This is a genomic window from Cellulosimicrobium sp. EB106-03-01-XG111, from assembly GCF_058792115.1.
Genome location: NZ_JBYTEQ010000029.1, coordinates 20,647 through 38,075 on the forward strand (window position 1 = coordinate 20,647; position 17,429 = coordinate 38,075).

Here is a 17,429-nt window from a genome sequence, read left to right on the forward strand (position 1 = left end):
GCGACGCGCGGCCCCGTGACGCTGGACGGGACGGTGGAGCCAGCCGCCGCCGGCCGTCCCGGGCGGCACGACCGCCCGGCGCCACGGGAGGACCCCATGAAGGCGCTGTTCGTCAGCTGCACGCTCAAGAGCTCCCCGGAGCCGTCCAACACCGAGGCGCTCGGGCGCGTGGTCGCCGAGGCGCTCCAGGACCGCGGGGTGGAGGTCGAGCACGTCCGCCTCGTCGACATCGCCGTGCCGCCCGGCGTCGTCACCGACGTGGGCGAGGGCGACGAGTGGCCGCGCGTGCACGAGCGGCTGCTCGCGGCGGAGATCCTCGTGGTCCTCACGCCCACGTGGCTCGGGCGCCCGTCGTCGCTCGCGCAGCGCATGCTCGAGCGCATGGACGCGATGATCTCCGAGGAGGGGCCCGACGGGATCCCGGTCGCCTACAACCGGGTCGCGGGGGTCGTGGTCACGGGCAACGAGGACGGCGCGCACCACGTCATCTCGGAGGTGAGCGGCGCCCTCGCGGACATCGGCTACACGATCCCGGGCCAGGCGTGGACCTACTGGAACCAGGGCCCGGGCCCCGGGCCGGACTACGTCCAGACCGGACACGGCCACGAGTGGGCGCGCGAGACGGGGCGCCTCATGGCGCACAACCTGCACGCCGTCGCGGCGGCGCTCGCGGCGCACCCCGTCCCCGCTCCCGGCTCCTGACCGACGACCGCTACGACTCCGCGATCCGCTTGATCGCCGCGAGCCGGCGGTCCCACGCCGCCCCGATGGCCTCGAGAGCGCGCGCGGTCTCGCCGAGCCGGGTCCCGACGGCCCGGTGCCGGACCTCGCGCCCGACGCGCACCGACTCGACGAGCCCGACCTCCGCGAGCACGGCGAGGTGCTTCGCGATGGCCTGCCGGCTCACGGGGAGCCGCTCGGCGAGCGCGGACGCCGAGAGGTCCGCGCTGCCGAGCTCCTGGAGGATCCGCCACCGGGTGTCGTCCGCGAGCGCGGAGAACACGGGGGCGAGCTCCGTCGCCGCTGCGCTCACGCGTGCCCGCCCTCGGCCGCGAGTGCGCCCTCGAGCAGCTCGACGAGCTCGTCGAGCTCGCTCGTCCACCCCTGCCGGTGGCTCTCGAGCAGGTCCTCCGGGTCGGCGGTCCGCTCGAACCCGGTCTCGACCACGCGGAGGACGGTCGTCGGGCCCTGGGGCTCGAGCGTGAAGCGCGCGACGGTCGACGTCGTCTCGTCCAGGGGCTGCCCGACCGGGGTCCCCCACCGGAAGGCGAACGTCGTCGTGGGGTCGTACTCCTCGATCCGCACCTGGACGTCGGGGACGTCGGGCCAGCTGAACACGCCCTCGCCGCCGACGCGCAGGTCGGGCAGGGAGGTGCGCTGCCCGAACCAGCGGCTGATGAGGTCCTCCTGGGTGAGCGCCGCCCAGACGCGGGCGGCCGGGGCGTCGATCGTCACGGTCCGGGAGACGGTGTACGACGCCGTGTCGACGACGGCCGGCTCGTTGGTGGTGGTCATGGTGCGTCCTCTCCGTGGGGAAGGTCTCGCTGTGCAACTCCACAGTTGCACAGCGCCTCCTCGAGCGCAACCCCCGGGTTGCACCGAGACGGGCGCCGCGTCACTCGCCCGCGAGCGCGATCCCCGCCACGGCGGCCGCGAGGCACACGAGCAGCATCCCCAGCGCGTGCAGGAGCGCGACCGCGCCGCGACCCGCGAGGAGGAGCCGCGCCCCCTCGACGGACGCGGTCGAGAACGTGGAGTACCCGCCGAGGAACCCGACGCCGAGCACCGCCACGACGTCCCCCTGGCCCGGGTGCGTCGCCCCCCAGCCCGTGAGGAGCCCCAGCAGGAAGCACGCCGTCACGTTGACCGTGAGCGTGCCGAGCGGCGTCGACCAGCGGTTGTGCCGCGCGACGACCGTGTCGAGGAGGAACCGGGCCGCCGCGCCGAGACCGCCCGCGACGGCGACGAGCAGCAGGTCGGGGAGCCCCGTCACCGCGGACCACCGCCCCGGGCGACGCGCCGCCGTCGGGCCGCGGCCGCCAGCGCGACACCGCTCACCGCCGCCGCGACCCCGAGCGCGACGCTCCCCAGCGCGTAGGCCGCGCCGAGCGCGACGTGCCCGCCGCTCGCGAGGCGCTCGACCTCGACGACGAACGTCGAGTACGTCGTGAAGCCCCCGAGCACGCCCGTGCCGCACCCCAGCCGGACGGCCCGGCGCCGGCCCGAGTCCGGGCCCGCGCGCAGCAGCGTCTCGAGCAGCGCGCCGAGCACGAACGAGCCGACGACGTTGATCCAGAACGTCGTCCACGGCCACGCGCCCGGCCGGGGCGCGAACGCGTGCTCGAGCAGCGCGCGCGCCGTCGTGCCGACCGCTCCCCCGGCCGCGACGAGGCCCGCGAGCGCGAGCAACGGGGTCCGGCGCGTCACCTCTCCCACGGGGTGCGGATCTCCTTCCAGTCCACGACGGCGAGCGGGACCGTGAGCACGGGACGGTGCTGGTGGTGGGCCAGGTGCACCGCGACCGACCCCTCGACGAGCTCGCGCACGTGGGCGAGCGAGCCCGGCGCGCGCGACCCGACGACGATGACCGCCGCGTCGACGGCGCGCGCGAGGTGGGTCAGCGCGCGGTCGGGGCGCCCCGCGAGGTAGCGCAGCTCCCACGGCACGCGTGCTCCCGCGAGCTCCGCGTCGACCTCGGCGCGCAGGCGCTCGGCGGTGTCCTGCCAGGCGTCGTCGGCGGAGTCCGGGTCGAGGGACGCGTGCGTCACGGACCCGTCCGGGTGCTCCTCGACCACGGCGCGCGACGCGTCCGCGTACGCCGCGACGAGCCGGGACCCGGCGGCGTCCGCCCAGGCCGCCGCCGTGCGGACGACGAGCGGGTCACCGCCCGGGACGACGCCCACCACCACGGCGTGCCCCGCGAACGGGACCATCCGGTCGAGCGCGGGCTGGGGCACCGGCCCCGCGTGCGGCCGTGCTCTCATGGGGCCTCCTCCCGCGGGCAGCGTCCTGCCCGCCGACGTGCGACGAGTCAGGAACCATCAGCCCTGGTGGCGGTTCGGGCGGCTGCGCCCCGGCGGGATCCATCGCCGCTCCCAGCGTAGCCAGCGCCGGGACCGTCCGCTCAGCCGGCCTTGGGCTTCGCGAACTTCTTCTCGTCGAAGGACTTCGCCAGCTCGTGGTCGGTGATCACGAACCCGACGGCCTGCGCGACCGGGAGCACCTGGTCGCGCTCCAGGCCGTCGTCGATCCCGAGCCGGTACATGATCACGACGGTGCCCGTGCTCAGCATCACCGACGGCGCGTCCCCGTCGTCGAGGATCGCGTACGAGCCCTGGAACCCGGGCTGCGGGACCGCCGCGGCGAGGGTCGGGTGGGCCGGGCCGGTGGTGTCGGCCAGGGGGTCGCCCTCGGGCGCGTCGTTGAACGCCGCGGCGGCGCGCTCGGCCTCCTCCTTCGAGCCGACGTCCAGCACGACGACGTCGAGCGCGACGGTCGGGCCGTCGTCGGACACGACGCGCGCCTCGAACCCGGCCTGGCACGAGCCTGCGAGGGCCTGGATCGCGGGGATCGCGGGCACGTCGTCGCACGCGAAGTCGCGCCGAGCGACGAGGGCGATGCGGTCGCCGTTGACGAGGTAGTCGTTGTCGGAGAAGTACTCCCACGACAGGGGCGCGAGCCCGGGGCCCTTCTCGGGGTCCATCTCCGCGCCCGCGCGGTACTCCTGCGCGAGCCACGGCTCGTCGTCCGTGACGTCGGTGTCCGCCGGGTCCTCGGTCTCCTCCGGCTCCGGCTCCGTCGGCGCGTCCGACGTCGCGGGCGCCTGCTCGGCCGTGGTCGGCCCGGGGTCGGGCGCGGCGTCGTCGCGCAGCCCGAGCCACACGCCGAGGGCGCCCGCGACGAGCACGAACGCGCCCACGCCGGCGAGCACCGGCACGAGCCACGGGCGACGCCCGCGGCCCGGCGGCGTCGCGTACGGGGAGAAGCCGTACGGGTCCGACGGCGGCGCGGTCGCCGTCGGGACGACCGTCGCGTCGTCGGGCGCGCCGTAGCCCGGGCCCGACGGCGCCCCGTACGGCGCGGACGGCGTGCCGTAGGGGGCGTGGGGCGGGGTGCCGTGGGTCGGGGCGCCGTAGGGCGCGCCCGCGTACGCCCCGGGCGGCAGGGGCGCGGTGTGCCCGGGCGGCGGGGGTGCGGTGTGGCCCGACGACGTCGCGGCGGGCGGCCACGTCGCCCCGGTCTCCGCGGGGGGCCAGGTCGCGCCCGTGTCCGTCGGCGGGAGCGTCGCGTGCGGGTCCGGGCCGCGGTACCCCTGCGGCGCGGGCGGCGCCCCGCGCTGCCCGTACGGGTCGGTGCCGTACGGGACCTGGGCGTGAGGCTGCCCGGGAGCGGGCGGAGGCGGCGGGGGCGGTGTCCCGCCCGGGGTCGCGGCGCCGTCGTCCCCGTACCGCCGCGGCGGCCGCATGACGGTCTGGTCGTCGACCGGCTCGTACGGCTCGGTGGGGTCGGACATCGGGCGGGTCCTCTCGTCGTGGGCGGCCCGTGCAGGGTATCCCGGGAGCCGCGCCGCGCCGGTGGTCCGCCGAGCGGCGTCTCAGTCGAGGGGGTCGCGCGCGAGGGGGCACGTCATGCAGTGCCCACCGCCCCGGCCGCGCCCGAGCTCCGCACCGACGATCGTCACGACCTCCACGCCCGCGCGCCGCAGCGCCGCGTTGGTCAGGGTGTTGCGGTCGTAGGTGACGACGACGCCCGGCTCGACGGCGACGGCGTTGTTCCCCGAGTCCCACTGCTGCCGCTCGGACGCGTACGCGTCGCCCGCCGTCTCCACGACGCGCAGCGCGGGGAGGTCCAGGGCGCGCGCCACCACGTCGACGAAGGGCGTGTCGCCCTCGTCGGTGATCTCGACGCCCGGCGAACGGTCCGACGGCCGCAGCGTGAACGTGTGGATGCCGTCGACGATCGCCGGGTGCACCGTCACGAGGTCGCGGTCCGCGAACGTGAACACGGTGTCGAGGTGCATGGCCGCGCGCAGCCGCGGCATGCCCGCGACGACCACCTGCTCCGCCGCGCCCGCGTCGAACAGCGCCTTCGCGAGCTGCGAGATCGCCTGCCGCGACGTGCGCTCGCTCATCCCGACGAGCACGGCGCCGTTGCCCACCGGCATGACGTCGCCGCCCTCCAGCGTGGCCTGCCCCCAGTCCTGCTCCGGGTCGCCCCACCACACCGTCGACTCCCGGTACTCGGGGTGGAACGTGTAGACCGCCTTCATGAGGAGCGTCTCCTCCTGGCGCGCCGGCCAGTACAGCGGGTTGAGCGTCAGGCCGCCGTAGACCCAGCACGTCGTGTCCCGCGTGTACAGCGTGTTGGGCAGCGGCGGGAGCAGGTACTCGAACCCGCCCGTCGACTCGCGCGCGAGGTTCACGTAGCCGGTGCGGTAGTCGTCGGGCAGGTCGGTCGTCGCCAGGCCGCCCACGAGGAACCGCGCGAGCTCGCGCTCGCTGAGGGAGTCGAGGTAGGCGCGCGTGCCCTCGACGAGTCCCAGGCCCACCTGGTTCGGCACGACCCTGCGGTCGAGCACCCACGCCCGCGCCTCGGGGATCGCGAGCGTCTGCGCGAGGAGGTCGTGCAGCTCGACGACCTCGACGCCCCGGTTCGTCAGCTTGTTGACGAAGTCGAGGTGGTCGCGCTGGGCGGCCTCCACCCACATGACGTCGTCGAAGAGGAGGTCGTCGGAGTTCGTCGGGGTCAGCCGCTCGTGCGCGAGGCCCGGCGCGCACACGAGGACCTTGCGCAGGCGCCCCACCTCCGAGTGGACGCCGTGCTGCGCGGGCGGGACGGTGGACGGGACGGCGGACGCGACGCTCATGGGTGCTCCCTCTCGGTGGTGCGGTCGGTACGGTCCGGTGCTCTCACAGCGACACCCACCCCGCCGCGAGGCCGACGACGGCGAGCACCGCCAGCGCCACGACGACGCCGAGCAGCGCGAGCTCCGCGGGCCCGAACGCCCGCCGCCCCTGCTCGCGGCGCGTCATGACGAAGAGGACGGTGACGGGCGCGTAGAAGACGAACGCGAGCAGCGCGAGGTCGAGCCCGGCCGCGAAGAGCAGGAAGGCGGTGTACGCCGACGCGAGGACCGCCACCACGAGATCGCCCGTGAGGGTGCGGGCGGGGGCGCCGTCGTACGTCTCGCGCGTGAGCCGCAGCCGCAGCGCGTACAGCGCGGCCAGCAGGAACGGGATGAGGGTCATCGAGGCGGTGAGGTCGAGCGCGAAGTCGAACGCGTCGTCCGAGAAGTAGGTGACGACGAGCACCACCTGCGAGAGCGCCGTGCTGAGCAGCAGCGCGTTCACCGGCACGTCCTCGCGGCGCGTGCGGGTGAGGAACCGCGGCATGTCGCGGTCCTTCGCCGCGACGAACAGGACCTCCGCGGCCATGAGGGTCCACGCGAGGTAGGCGCCCAGGACGGAGACGATCAGCCCGACGCCCACGAAGACGCTCCCCCACGGCCCGACCGCGGCCTCCAGCACGCCCGCCATCGACGGCTGGCGCAGCTCCGCGATCTCGGCCATCGGCAGGATCCCGTAGGACACGATCGTCACCGACGCGAAGATCGCGAGCACGCTCGTGAACCCGAGGATCGTCGCCCGGCCCACGTCCTCGCGGCGGCGCGCGTGCCGCGAGTAGACGCTCGCGCCCTCGACCCCGAGGAAGACGAACACGGTGACGAGCATCGTGTCGCGCACCTGGTCGAACAGCGACCCGGTGTACGAGGCGCCGTGGAGGTTGTCCGCGAAGACCGCGGGGTCGAACGCGAGGGCGGCGAGCAGGACGAACACGAGGATGGGCACGAGCTTGGCGATCGTGACGATCCGGTTGATCGCCGTCGCCTCCCGGATCCCCTGCCGCACGAGCGCGAAGAAGAGCCACAGCCCGACCGACGAGAGCACGAGCGCGAGCACCGTATCGCCCGCGCCCAGGGCGGGCACCCACGCCCCGAGCGTCGACATGATGAGCACCCAGTACGTCACGTTGCCCACGCACGCGCTCGCCCAGTACCCGGCGGCGGCGTAGAAGCCGGTGAACTCCCCGAAGCCCGCCTTCGCGTACGCGTAGACCCCGGCGTCGAGCCCCGGCTTGCGCACCGCGAGCCGCTGGAAGACGAGCGCGAGCGTGAACATGCCCGCGCCCGCGACGACCCACGCCACGAGCGCGCCCGCGACCCCGGTCTCCTGCGCGAAGCGACGCGGGAGCGAGAAGACGCCCGCCCCGACCATGGACCCCACGACCATCGCCGTGAGCGTGAGCACGGTGACCTTCGTGGTGCCGGACGCCGTCCCCTGCGCCGTGCCCTCAGCGGTCATGCCCCACGCCCCTCGCGCTCGCGTGCCGGCCCGCGCCGAGCGGCTCGGCGGCGCCGTGCTGACCCGGTCGATGATGGCAGCGTCCCGGTCCGGTCGCGCGACGGGGGTCCCTCGCGCGGCCTACCCCGGGCGCCGTACCCGCCGCCCGATCTCCTCCTCAGGGTGGACACGCGCGCGCGATCGGTACGCGTACGCTGCCGGTGGGTCGCCGGACGCGGCAGGGGGGAACTGCTCGACCGACGAGAGACCGACCGTCGTCCGACCCACCTCACCGCACATGAACCTGCTCACCTGGACCGCCGTCGACCACCGGACCTGGCGTGCCCGCAGCGCCTCGCGCGAGTACGTCGTCCGGCGCGACGACACCGGCACCTGGACCCTCGACGGCCCCGGCCGCACGTGGGGCGCGCTGCCGAGCCTCGAGATCGCCCAGGAGGTCGCCGCGCTCGCCGACGAGGTGCACCACGACGACGACCGGATGACGAGCTATCACGTCGTGACCGCCACGGGCGCGCGGCGGGGCGAGCCGTTCGGCGCCGAGACGGACGAGGACGCGCTCGACGTGCTCCGGGCCCGGCGCCGGGCCGGCAACCTCCCGCTCGCGCCGTTCCGCCTGGAGACCACCGACGGCCGCCTGGTCGGCTCGTGGGACAAGGCGGTCCAGATCCCGGGTCGACCGGTCGGCGACGGGACGTCCGGGCCGGCCTGACGCGCGACGCCCCGGGGCCACGGACCGTACCGACGAGAGACCAGCGAGAGGCCCGCGAGAGGCCGCCCGAGGGTCAGACCCGGGACGCCGCGCGCCGCGCCGCGAGGGCGGCCCGCCGTCGTCGGCTGCTCTCGACGTGCGCCGTGGCGAGCTCCGCGGCCCGGTCTCCGTCCCGGGCGCGGACCGCGTCGAACAGCGCCACGTGCTCGTCGGTGACGTCGGCGAGGTCGTCGTGCTGCGACAGCGCCCAGCGCATCCGGCTGCGGATGCCCTGCATCATGTCGTCGAGCAGCCGGTTGCCCGCGAGCGCCGTGACGATCTCGTGGAAGTCGGCGGCCGAGCGGCGCGACCCCACCGGGTCGGCCGCGCGCGCACCTTCCTGCTCGCGGTCGAGCGCCGCGCGCAGGCGCTCCAGGCCCGCGGGCTCGTGGCGCTCGGCGGCGAGGCGGAACGCGAGCGGCTCGAGCACGGTGCGGACCTCGTCCAGGTCGGCGAGGTCGGCGTCGGTGAACGCCCGCACGACGGCCCACGTGTGCGGCCGCAGCGCGACGAGCCCCTCCCCCTCCAGGACCTTGAGCGCGTCGCGCACGGGGATGCGGCTCACGCCGAACCCGGCGGCGAGGTCGCGCTCGACGAGGCGCGAGCCGGGCTCGCGCACGCCGTCGAGGATCTCGTCCCGCAGCCGGGACGCGACCCGCGCGGACTCCAGCACTCGCTCCTCGGCTCCGGCCACGCGTCGATTCTCGCACCGGCCCGGGTGCCGTTGAGAGCCCGCGCGGACCGTGCGAGGGTGGACGGGACCGCGTCGAACGAGGGAGTTCCGATGACGAGCACCACCCGTACCTCCGCCCGCCCGGCCCGCAGCCGGGGGCGCCGCGCCCGGGTCGCGGGGGCGACCGCCCTCGCCGCGGCGATCGCGCTCGCGGCGCCCGCCGCAGCGGTCGTGCCCGCCGCGGCACCCGCCGACGACGGCTACGAGGTGATCCTCGACGGCACGCAGGAGTCGTTCGACGCGTGGGAGTACGCGGGCGACGGCGGGTTCGACCGGCTCGACGACGGCACGGTGCGCAGCCGCGCCGGTGCGGGCGGCGGGTTCGGGACCCTCTGGTACCCGGTGCGGCAGTACGGCGACTTCTCGATGGTGGTCGAGTTCCGCGACGACGCCCCCGGCGACGCGCGCGCGAACAGCGGGATCCAGGTGCGGTTCCCCGACCTGTCCGGGCCCGTCGAGGGCTGCCCCACGACGTTCAACGGCAACGAGACGGGCAACCTGTCGTGGATCGCGGTGAACTGCGGCCACGAGATCCAGGTCAACGACTCCCCCGAGGGCGGCTCGAACGACCCCCGCAAGACGGGCTCGGTCTACGGCTTCGCCGACCTCGGCCTCGACGAGGCCCGCCCCACCGCGAAGGGCACGTGGAACGAGCTGGAGGTGCGTGTCGTCGGGCAGCACTACACCGTGATCCGCGACGGCGTCGTGATCAACGAGTACGAGAACCTGCCGGGCGTGCCGTTCCCCGACCGCCCGCTCGACCCGGACTCGAGCTCGCGCGGGCTCGTCGGGTACGTCGGCCTGCAGGCGCACGGCTCCGCGCCGGACGTCGTGTCGTTCCGCGAGGTACGGGTCCGCGAGCTGCCGCCCGTCCACGTCGAGGCGGACGCGCGGTGCCTCGGCGGGACGGCGCACGTCGCCGTCCGCGCCGAGAACGTCGGGAGCGACCCGGTCGACCTCACGCTCGGCACGCCGGCCGGCGAGCGCACGTTCGACGCCGTGCCGCCGGGACGCAACGCGTACCGGTCGTTCAGCGCCCGCACGGCGGCCGTCGACGCGGGCACCGTGACGCTCACGGTCCCCGGCGCCGACGGACCCGTGGTCGTCGAGACGCCCTACGCGGGCGTCGACTGCACCTGACCGGCGGGACCGGCCGCCGGGGTCAGGACCCCGCGGGCACCGTGACCTCGACGTGCGGGGCGTCCCCGAGGTCGCGCGTCGCGACGACGACGCCGCGCTGCCGGTAGTCCCCGGCGCGCGGGGTCGCCGGGACGGGCGCGAGCGCGTCCGGGCCGCTCCCGGCGCGCACCTGCACGCCGTCCGCGGTCGCCGCGACGCGGTAGACCACCCGGCGCGTGCGACCGCCGAGGTCCAGGTCGACGGCGAGCCCGTCCGCCGCCGCGGGCAGCACCGGGTCGACGACGATCTCGCCGCCGCGCTCGGTCAGCCCGAGGACGCCCTGGACGAGCTGGCGCAGGTAGATGCCCGGGCCGCTGGAGTACACGCGCCACCCGCCGCGCACCCCGACGCTGCCGTCGCGGAGCCCGTCGAAGTCGCGCGCGAAGCTCTCGCGGTCGGGGAAGTCCGCGTCGCTCGACGAGAAGTAGGCGTTGCGCTGGCGCGGGGCGGCGTGCGCGAGGCGCCGGCCGAGGTCGACCGGGCTGATGCGCAGCAGCTCGTCGAGCGCGCGACCGCGGCCCAGGGCCGCGAGCGCCTCGACGTAGCGGATGTGCGCGTGGACGTACATGAGCCCGATCTCGCGGCCGACGTTCGCGGCCTGCTCGGCGCGCAGGAACGTGTGCGGCACGCCCTCGTCGAACGCGGCCGGGTGGTCCATGAGCCGCACGCCGTCGGGGAAGTGCAGGTGCTCCAGCACGAGCCGCTCGTGGTCCGCGGCCTCCTCGGGCGTGAGGATGCCCGCGATGATCGACTGCGTCATGGGGATGAGGCGGTACCGCATCCCGGAGACGGTGTCCGACGGGTGGATGACGAGCTCGTCGCCGTCGGCGCCGTGGCGCACGTACCCGGCGAGGACGCCGTCCACGAGGGCGCGCTCGCGCAGGTCCGCGCGGACCTCCGCCGCGAGCGTGCCCGCGCGCCCGGAGAGCGCGGCGAGGTCGTCGCGGCCGGCGGTCGTGCGGGCGAGCAGCTCCGCGGCCTGCACGAGCAGCGCGGAGGTCCAGGTCGACGCCAGGTCGGTGCGCATCCGCGGGTCGGCGGGCTGCAGCGTGTCGTCCCAGTCGCCCTCGCCGTAGGCCGGCAGCGCGGTGCCGGGCAGGCGGTCGCGGTCGAGGTGGTCGAGCAGGCGCGTCACGTGGTCGCGGACGGTCGCCGCGGCGTCGGGCCCCGAGGCGGCCGGGCGGCGCTGCTCGTGGTCCCAGAACGGGACGACCTCGTCGAGCACGGCGAGGTCGCCGCTCGCCTCGAGGTACTGGGCGAGCGCGAACAGCGGCCACACGACGACGTCGCCGTGCGAGGAGTCGTTGTACCGCTCCGCGTAGGCGTCGAACATGAACCACTGCGGGAACTCGCCCCACGTGTGCTGGTGGGCCAGGACGCGCAGCACGATCTCGCGCGCGACGTCGTGGCGCCCGCCCGCGAGCGCGAGCTCGAACGGGCCCTGGCACACGTCGCGCGTGCCCCAGGCCGCGCCCGAGTACTGCTCCAGGCCGTGCGGCACGAGGAGATGGATCAGCGCGTCGTGCACGTACCAGGGCACGAGGAGGTCGAGCTCCTGCGTCTCGACCGTCGCGTGCGGCGCGAACCGCAGCCCGCGCATCACGCCGCGGACGGTCTCGACGTGGCGCGCGAGGGTCGCGTCGACGTCGGCCAGGGGGTCGTGCGCGCCCGCGAGGAGCCCGAGCGCGGCGTCGGTCCCGCGCAGCGAGCCGGTGAGCGCGAGCGTGAGCGACCCGGTGCCGGTCGTGCTCGTGAGGCGGCGAGTCGCGGCGCCCTCGGCGCCGGTCCCCGAGCGGGTCTGCGAGCCGGTCTCCTCCACGGCGAGCCGCGCGGACGACGCCAGGGCGTACCGCAGGTCCGGGTAGTGCGCGTCGACGTCGCCGCCCGGCACGGGCCGCACCACGACGGCGTCGCCCGGGGCCGCGGGGACGTGCTCGGCGAGCCAGCCGCCCGCCTCGTCCTCGAGCTCGAGGGTCGCGGTCACGTGCAGCGGTCGCTCGCAGCGCACGGAGACGTCGATGCGGTTCTCGCGGTCGTGCGCGACCGTCCGCACGTCGACCCGCCCGAGCGGCGTCTCGTAGAGCCAGCGGACGCCGCCAACGTCGAGCACGAGCGCGGACGGCAGGCCGAGGAGCCGGGGCCCGCGCCCGTCGTCGACGAGCACGCGCAGGCCGCTGCTGCGCAGCAGGTTGAGGTGGTGGCGGTGCACGGTCGCGAGGCGGTTCGCCGTGGTGTTGCCGAGCACGACGTGCGACGCGAAGACGCCGGGCGCGAACGCGGTCGTGGACAGGACGTCGTCGGTGGGCAGCACGTCGTCGCCCGCCTTGAGCACGTGCCCGTGCGAGCGCTCGGTCACGGTGTCCTTGCGCGCGTCGACGACGTGCGTCCCCGTCGCGGTGAAGAACGACAGGAGCGTGCCGTCGGCGTCGCGCTCGGGCAGGAGCACGTCGTCGGCTCCCAGGCCCACGGCGGCGAGCAGCCCGGCCTCGTCGAGCTCGTCGCCCGCGAGGAGCGGGGCGTCGCGCAGCGCGGAGGCGGTCGGCGTGAAGGGCGCGGTCGGGCGGTCGGCGGCCGCGGCGGCGACCGCGGCGGCGGCCCAGCCGGACACCTCGTCGAGGTGGGCCGCGAGCGGCCCGGGCGCGTCGGCGTCGACCACGGTCACGGCGTGCACGACCGCGGTCCCGGCCGCGAGGTCGAGCGGGCGCGAGACGAGCGTCGGCATCGCGTACTCGTACTGGAGGACGCCCGGCCGCACCGGACCGAGGAGGCCGTGCGGCAGCCCGTCGCGGCGCGAGCGCGCGGTGAAGACCTGGAGCGAGTCCGTGAGGTGCGCGACGGCGCCCTCGACGAGGAACGCGACCGCGAGCGGGAGGCGCGGCTGCGCGGACATGGTCTGCCGGCTGACGAGCACGGTCCCGGCGTCGGGGTGCTCGAGCGCGCGGTGCAGCAGGTACTGGCACACGTACGGCTCGCTCGACAGCGCCGCGGCGGGCGGCGCGAGCGCCAGGTCCTGCGCGTGCACGACGTCGTAGCGCGTGCCGTCGTCCGTCGCGGGGCCGGCCGTGAGGTCGACGCGCCAGACGAGCGCGCGCCCGTCGAGCGTGAGCGCGACGCGCGTGGCGAGCCCGAGCGCCGCGCCCGACCACACGACGCGGTCGGCGCCGACCTCGACCGCCGTCACGGCGGGGGCCGAGCCGGTGAGGCGCGCGACCTCGACCGTGCCGTCCGGGCGCGTGGCGCGCAGCAGGATCCCGCCGGGCATGCGGTCGTGCTCGCCCGGCAGGTACTGGTTCACGAGCAGGCCGTCCGTGCTGACGGCGCGCACGTCGCCGCCGCCGGTGAGCTCGACGGTCAGGCCGCCCGAGGTGAGCGTGGCGCGGGCGGGGGTCTCGGTCGCGGTGAGGGTCACGCGGTCTCCTGCTCGGTGGTGCGGGGCTCGGGTGCTGCGGGCGACGTGCCGTCGGGGCGCAGCAGCGCGAGGAACTGGTCGAAGAGGGCGACCATGTCGACGTTGTCGGGGTCGAGCAGCCACTGGAGCTGCAGGCCGTCCATGACGGCGGAGAAGAGCTGGCCGATCGCGGCCGGGTCGACCTCGGGGCGCAGCTCGCCCCGGGCGACGGCGTCCTGGAAGCGGGTGTCGTCCTGGTGACGCAGCGCGCGGTAGCGGTCGCGGACGACGTCGTGCGCGGGGTGGGTCGCGTCCGTCGCCTCGGCCGCGACCACCACGTGGAGCGACACGAGGCCGGGCGTCTCGGCGTTGCGCCGCACCTGGTCGCGGATGGTCGTCAGCAGGTCGGCGCCGGCGGCCTCGTCCTCGCCGCGGCGCACCCGGTCGCGCCGGTCGCGCTCCTCCAGGGTCGCCGTGAGGAGGCCGGCCTTGCTGCCGAAGTGGTGCAGCAGCCCGGCCTCGGAGATCCCGACGCGGGCCGCGATCTCGCGCAGCGAGCTGCCGCGGAAGCCCTGCTCGCCGAACACCTCTACCGCCGTGCGGAGGATCTCGCGGCGGCGCTGCTCGCCGCGGACGATGCGGCGGTCGGGGAGGCCGGCCGCCGTCGTGCCGCGAGCGCCCGTCGCGGTCGTCGTCCCCAAGCCCCCGGCCGTCCCCGTCGTGGCGCCGCCACCTGCGGGGTCGCTCTCGTTCATCACCGTCTCCTTCGGCAGGTCTGTCGGCGCCAACGGTACGGCCTGGACGCCCCGGTTGAAAATACTAACCGAGCGCACGCTAAGGTAGTTTCCACAGCGGCTCACACGGACGAGCCGACTGCTCGATGAGGAGGATTGCTCATGAAGCTCGGACGCAAGGCGGTCGCCATCGGCGTCGTCGGACTCCTGGCCCTGACCGCGTGCGGTCGCGCGGACGACGACTCCACGGGTGGTGAGACCAGCGCCGGCTCCACCACGACGGTGGACGACGCGCCCGCGGAGGGTGACATCACGATCTGGGCGATGGGTGAGGAGGGCGAGAAGCTGCCCGACTTCGTCCAGGGCTTCACGGAGGAGAACCCCGACGCGAACGTCGAGGTCACCACGATCCCGTGGGCCGACGTCATGACGAAGTTCCAGACCGCCGTGGCCGCGGGCACCGTGCCCGACGCGATCATGATCGGCTCGTCCTTCATGCCGACGATGGTCGCGACCGGCGGCCTCGCCCCCGTCCCCGAGGGCCTCGTCGACAACGCCGACTTCGTCGAGGGCGCCGCCGCCTCGACCGTCGCCGACGGCGTCGCGTACGGCGTGCCGTGGTACGTCGAGACGCGCGTCCTGTACTACCGCTCCGACCTCGCCCAGGCCGCGGGCGTCGAGGCTCCCACCAGCTGGGAGGAGCTCACCGCGTTCGCGGAGGCCATGAAGGCCAACGGCTCGACCTACGGCCTCCAGCTCCCGATGGGCGACGCCGAGGACTCGACGCAGGTCATCCTGCCGTTCTACTCGCAGGCCGGCGGCTCCGTCCTCAACGAGGCCGGCGACGGGTTCGACCTCGACAACCAGGCCATGGTCGACGCGCTCGACTACTACGCGTCCTTCTTCACCGAGGGCCTGTCGCCGCTGTCCGGCTACGGCGACTCGCAGAACAGCGCGTTCGTCGACGGCTCCGACCCGGCGTTCATCTCCGGGCCGTGGATGGTCAACGTGCTCGCCGACCTCCAGGGCGACGACTGGGTCGAGCAGAACGTGGCCACCGTGCCCGTGCCCGCCGGCTCCGCCAACAACGACTCCTACATCGGCGGCGCGCACCTCGGCGTCTTCGCCGAGGCCAAGAACGCCGACGGCGCCTGGAAGCTCATCCGCTGGCTCTCCGAGCCCGAGACGCAGCAGGCGTGGTTCGACGCGACGAGCGACCTGCCGGCGCTGAACAGCGCGTGGGACTACGAGGCGCTCACCTCGAACCCCCGCACGCAGGTGCTCCAGGAGCAGCTCGAGAACACGATCGCCCCGCCGACCGTCCCGAGCTGGGACGAGCTCTCGGCCACCATCGAGACCGAGGCCGAGAAGGTCGCCAACGGTCAGGTGACCTCCGAGGACGCGGCCAAGGCCATCCAGGCCAAGGCCGACACGCTCGGGCTCGGCTGGTAACAGGGCCCGTCAGTCATGACCACCACCACCGAGGGACGGCGCCGGCGTACGGCCGGCGCCGTCCACCGGCGACGGCAAGCGCTCGTCGCCTGGCTGTTCGCGCTCCCGTTCGTCGCGGTCTTCACGGTCTTCATGCTGGGGCCGCTGCTCGCGTCGTTCGGGATGTCGTTCTCGGACCTCACGATCCGTGACATCAAGACCCCGTTCGCGGTGAACTTCGTCGGGATCGAGAACTTCACCGGCGTCTTCCAGGACGAGCTGTTCCGCAAGGCGCTGGTCAACACCTTCTACTTCGTCCTCGTCGGCATCCCGCTGACGATGGTGCTCGGCCTCGCCCTGGCCGTCGCGCTCAACTCGGGCATCGAGAAGTTCCGGAGCGTCTTCCGCGTCGGCTTCTACACGCCCGTCGTGACGTCGATCGTCGCCGTGGCGGTCGTCTGGCGGTTCATCCTCCAGGACTCGGGCCTCGTCAACACCGTGCTCGGCTGGGTCGGGATCGACGGTCCCGACTGGCTCAACGACAGCACGTGGGCGATGCCGTCGATCATCCTCATGGCCGCGTGGCGCAACATGGGCACGCTCATGATCATCTTCCTGGCCGGGCTCCAGGCGATCCCGCGCGACGTCTACGAGGCGGCCGAGGTCGACGGCGCCGGCTCGTGGCGGCGCTTCCGCTCCATCACGGTCCCGCTCATGCGCCCGACGCTGCTGCTCGGCGCGGTGCTGCTGTCGGTCGGCTTCCTCCAGGTGTTCGAGGAGCCCTTCGTCATGACCAAGGGCGGCCCGGTCAACTCGACGCTGACCATCAGCTACTACGTCTACAACCAGTTCGGGTACGGCAACTACGCGTTCGCCTCCGCAGCCGCGTACGTGCTCTTCGCGCTGATCGCCGCCCTCGCCGCCGTCCAGTTCCGCCTGCTGCGGTCGAAGGAGGATTGACATGACCGTCACGTCCTCGCGGACCCCCTCCGCGACGTCGGCCCCCCAGGGCGCGCCGCGCCGTCGGCCGCGACGCCCGGTCCGCTGGTCGCGCGGCGCCACGTACACCGCGCTCGTCGTCGGGCTGCTCCTGACGCTCATGCCGTTCATCTGGATGGCGCTCGGCAGCTTCAAGACGCAGGGCGAGCTCCTGCAGCGGCCCATCACCTGGTGGCCCGAGAACCCGACGCTCGACAACTACGAGCGGTGGCTGTCCCAGCTCAACTACGGGCAGTACTTCACCAACTCGATCGTCGTCGCCGTCGCCGTGGTGCTCGGCAACATCATCTTCTGCTCGATGGTCGGCTACGCCCTCGCGAAGATGCAGTTCCCCGGCAAGAAGGTGCTGTTCGCGCTCGTCATGCTCACGCTCATGGTCCCGGGCGTCGTCACGCTCGTGCCGATGTTCGTGCTCGTGTCCAACATGGGGCTCGTCAACACCTACCCGGCGCTCATCCTGCCGTTCCTCGCGGGCCCGCTCGGCGTGTTCCTCATGCGGCAGTTCATGCTCGGCATCCCGGACGCGCTCATCGAGGCCGCACGGATCGACGGCGCGGGCGAGTTCCGGGTCTTCTTCCGGATCGTGCTCCCCCAGTGCGGGCCGCCGCTCGCGACGCTGAGCATCCTCACGTTCCTCGGGTCGTGGAACAACTTCCTGTGGCCCCTGGTCGTGGCGCAGACGGAGAACATGTACACCCTCCCCGTCGCGCTCTCGCTGTACTCGGTCGGCTCGAACGGCACCTACTACGGCCTGCTCATGGCCGGGTCCGTGCTCGTCGTGACGCCGATCCTCATCCTGTTCCTGTTCCTGCAGCGCTACTTCGTGCAGGGCATCGCCATGACCGGCATCAAGTGA

General features: G+C 74.5%; 17 protein-coding genes and 1 riboswitch. Of the genes, 6 read left to right on the top strand and 11 right to left on the bottom strand.

Annotated features, from left to right (window positions below; translation table 11 throughout):
* Positions 1 to 96: 96 nt before the first annotated feature.
* The gene (locus tag AC3WT4_RS18825) at positions 97 to 702 is read left to right on the top strand and encodes a flavodoxin family protein (protein WP_257416999.1); all 606 of its coding nucleotides are present in this window, start codon (positions 97 to 99) and stop codon (positions 700 to 702) included.
* A 10-nt stretch (positions 703 to 712) separates the two neighbouring features.
* On the opposite strand, the gene AC3WT4_RS18830 is transcribed toward AC3WT4_RS18825, so the two are convergent.
* The 8 genes from AC3WT4_RS18830 to AC3WT4_RS18865 form a co-directional block, all read right to left on the bottom strand.
* On the bottom strand, positions 713 to 1,033 hold the full coding sequence (locus tag AC3WT4_RS18830; protein WP_074803905.1) for an ArsR/SmtB family transcription factor: 321 nt from the start codon (positions 1,031 to 1,033) through the stop codon (positions 713 to 715).
* Positions 1,030 to 1,515 (bottom strand): SRPBCC domain-containing protein, encoded by a 486-nt coding sequence (locus AC3WT4_RS18835; RefSeq protein WP_074803907.1) that lies wholly within the window; start codon positions 1,513 to 1,515, stop codon positions 1,030 to 1,032. Before AC3WT4_RS18835 ends, AC3WT4_RS18830 begins: the two co-directional genes overlap by 4 nt.
* A 100-nt stretch (positions 1,516 to 1,615) precedes the next feature.
* Positions 1,616 to 1,993: a fluoride efflux transporter FluC gene (locus AC3WT4_RS18840; protein WP_492316207.1), complete on the bottom strand. Its 378-nt coding sequence runs from the start codon at positions 1,991 to 1,993 to the stop codon at positions 1,616 to 1,618.
* Positions 1,990 to 2,436 carry a FluC/FEX family fluoride channel gene (locus AC3WT4_RS18845; protein ID WP_492316208.1) on the bottom strand — a complete coding sequence of 149 codons (447 nt, stop codon included), beginning with the start codon at positions 2,434 to 2,436 and terminating at the stop codon, positions 1,990 to 1,992. Before AC3WT4_RS18845 ends, AC3WT4_RS18840 begins: the two co-directional genes overlap by 4 nt.
* A complete protein-coding gene (locus tag AC3WT4_RS18850; RefSeq protein WP_074803913.1) occupies positions 2,424 to 2,984 on the bottom strand; it encodes a universal stress protein in 561 nt (186 codons plus the stop codon). The genes AC3WT4_RS18845 and AC3WT4_RS18850 overlap by 13 nt, the downstream gene beginning before the upstream one ends.
* Positions 2,985 to 3,025: 41 nt before the next feature.
* Positions 3,026 to 3,100: riboswitch (Fluoride riboswitch) on the bottom strand.
* Between the two features lie 24 nt (positions 3,101 to 3,124).
* The gene (locus AC3WT4_RS18855; protein ID WP_492316209.1) at positions 3,125 to 4,513 is read right to left on the bottom strand and encodes a hypothetical protein; all 1,389 of its coding nucleotides are present in this window, start codon (positions 4,511 to 4,513) and stop codon (positions 3,125 to 3,127) included.
* An 81-nt stretch (positions 4,514 to 4,594) separates the two neighbouring features.
* Positions 4,595 to 5,866, bottom strand: coding sequence for an arginine deiminase (locus tag AC3WT4_RS18860; protein WP_108048014.1), 1,272 nt, complete (start codon positions 5,864 to 5,866; stop codon positions 4,595 to 4,597).
* A 43-nt stretch (positions 5,867 to 5,909) separates the two neighbouring features.
* Positions 5,910 to 7,361, bottom strand: a complete 1,452-nt coding sequence (locus tag AC3WT4_RS18865; protein ID WP_257417001.1) for a basic amino acid/polyamine antiporter — start codon at positions 7,359 to 7,361, stop codon at positions 5,910 to 5,912.
* Positions 7,362 to 7,638: 277 nt separating this feature from the next.
* On the opposite strand from AC3WT4_RS18865, the gene AC3WT4_RS18870 reads away from it, so the two are divergent.
* A complete protein-coding gene (locus tag AC3WT4_RS18870) occupies positions 7,639 to 8,070 on the top strand; it encodes a hypothetical protein (RefSeq protein WP_074803920.1) in 432 nt (143 codons plus the stop codon).
* Between the two features lie 73 nt (positions 8,071 to 8,143).
* Here AC3WT4_RS18870 and AC3WT4_RS18875 read toward each other — a convergent pair whose 3' ends face one another.
* A complete protein-coding gene (locus AC3WT4_RS18875) occupies positions 8,144 to 8,803 on the bottom strand; it encodes a GntR family transcriptional regulator (protein WP_257417002.1) in 660 nt (219 codons plus the stop codon).
* 90 nt (positions 8,804 to 8,893) lie between these two features.
* Here AC3WT4_RS18875 and AC3WT4_RS18880 point away from each other — a divergent pair, with 90 nt between their 5' ends.
* Entirely contained in the window at positions 8,894 to 9,982 is a 1,089-nt protein-coding gene (locus tag AC3WT4_RS18880) for a 3-keto-disaccharide hydrolase (RefSeq protein WP_492316210.1), read from the top strand.
* Between the two features lie 22 nt (positions 9,983 to 10,004).
* Here AC3WT4_RS18880 and AC3WT4_RS18885 read toward each other — a convergent pair whose 3' ends face one another.
* Complete coding sequence (locus tag AC3WT4_RS18885; protein WP_492316211.1) at positions 10,005 to 13,430, bottom strand: GH36-type glycosyl hydrolase domain-containing protein; 3,426 nt, start codon at positions 13,428 to 13,430, stop codon at positions 10,005 to 10,007.
* Positions 13,427 to 14,164, bottom strand: a complete 738-nt coding sequence (locus AC3WT4_RS18890; protein WP_492316212.1) for a TetR/AcrR family transcriptional regulator — start codon at positions 14,162 to 14,164, stop codon at positions 13,427 to 13,429. The genes AC3WT4_RS18885 and AC3WT4_RS18890 overlap by 4 nt, the downstream gene beginning before the upstream one ends.
* Positions 14,165 to 14,305: 141 nt before the next feature.
* Here AC3WT4_RS18890 and AC3WT4_RS18895 point away from each other — a divergent pair, with 141 nt between their 5' ends.
* From AC3WT4_RS18895 to AC3WT4_RS18905, 3 genes are read left to right on the top strand one after another with little or no spacing between them, the layout of a single operon-like run.
* Positions 14,306 to 15,595 (top strand): extracellular solute-binding protein, encoded by a 1,290-nt coding sequence (locus tag AC3WT4_RS18895; RefSeq protein WP_074803927.1) that lies wholly within the window; start codon positions 14,306 to 14,308, stop codon positions 15,593 to 15,595.
* 15 nt (positions 15,596 to 15,610) lie between these two features.
* Positions 15,611 to 16,534, top strand: coding sequence for a carbohydrate ABC transporter permease (locus AC3WT4_RS18900; RefSeq protein ID WP_021481814.1), 924 nt, complete (start codon positions 15,611 to 15,613; stop codon positions 16,532 to 16,534).
* A gap of 1 nt (position 16,535) precedes the next feature.
* Positions 16,536 to 17,429 (top strand): carbohydrate ABC transporter permease, encoded by an 894-nt coding sequence (locus AC3WT4_RS18905; RefSeq protein WP_074803929.1) that lies wholly within the window; start codon positions 16,536 to 16,538, stop codon positions 17,427 to 17,429.

Coding starts and splice junctions, on each gene's coding strand:
- AC3WT4_RS18825 (WP_257416999.1), top strand. CDS start 97: ATGAAGGCGCTGTTCGTCAGCTGCACGCTCAAGAGCTCCCCGGAGCCG.
- AC3WT4_RS18835 (WP_074803907.1), bottom strand. CDS start 1,515: ATGACCACCACCAACGAGCCGGCCGTCGTCGACACGGCGTCGTACACC.
- AC3WT4_RS18850 (WP_074803913.1), bottom strand. CDS start 2,984: ATGAGAGCACGGCCGCACGCGGGGCCGGTGCCCCAGCCCGCGCTCGAC.
- AC3WT4_RS18855 (WP_492316209.1), bottom strand. CDS start 4,513: ATGTCCGACCCCACCGAGCCGTACGAGCCGGTCGACGACCAGACCGTC.
- AC3WT4_RS18860 (WP_108048014.1), bottom strand. CDS start 5,866: ATGAGCGTCGCGTCCGCCGTCCCGTCCACCGTCCCGCCCGCGCAGCAC.
- AC3WT4_RS18865 (WP_257417001.1), bottom strand. CDS start 7,361: ATGACCGCTGAGGGCACGGCGCAGGGGACGGCGTCCGGCACCACGAAG.
- AC3WT4_RS18870 (WP_074803920.1), top strand. CDS start 7,639: ATGAACCTGCTCACCTGGACCGCCGTCGACCACCGGACCTGGCGTGCC.
- AC3WT4_RS18880 (WP_492316210.1), top strand. CDS start 8,894: ATGACGAGCACCACCCGTACCTCCGCCCGCCCGGCCCGCAGCCGGGGG.
- AC3WT4_RS18890 (WP_492316212.1), bottom strand. CDS start 14,164: ATGAACGAGAGCGACCCCGCAGGTGGCGGCGCCACGACGGGGACGGCC.
- AC3WT4_RS18895 (WP_074803927.1), top strand. CDS start 14,306: ATGAAGCTCGGACGCAAGGCGGTCGCCATCGGCGTCGTCGGACTCCTG.
- AC3WT4_RS18900 (WP_021481814.1), top strand. CDS start 15,611: ATGACCACCACCACCGAGGGACGGCGCCGGCGTACGGCCGGCGCCGTC.
- AC3WT4_RS18905 (WP_074803929.1), top strand. CDS start 16,536: ATGACCGTCACGTCCTCGCGGACCCCCTCCGCGACGTCGGCCCCCCAG.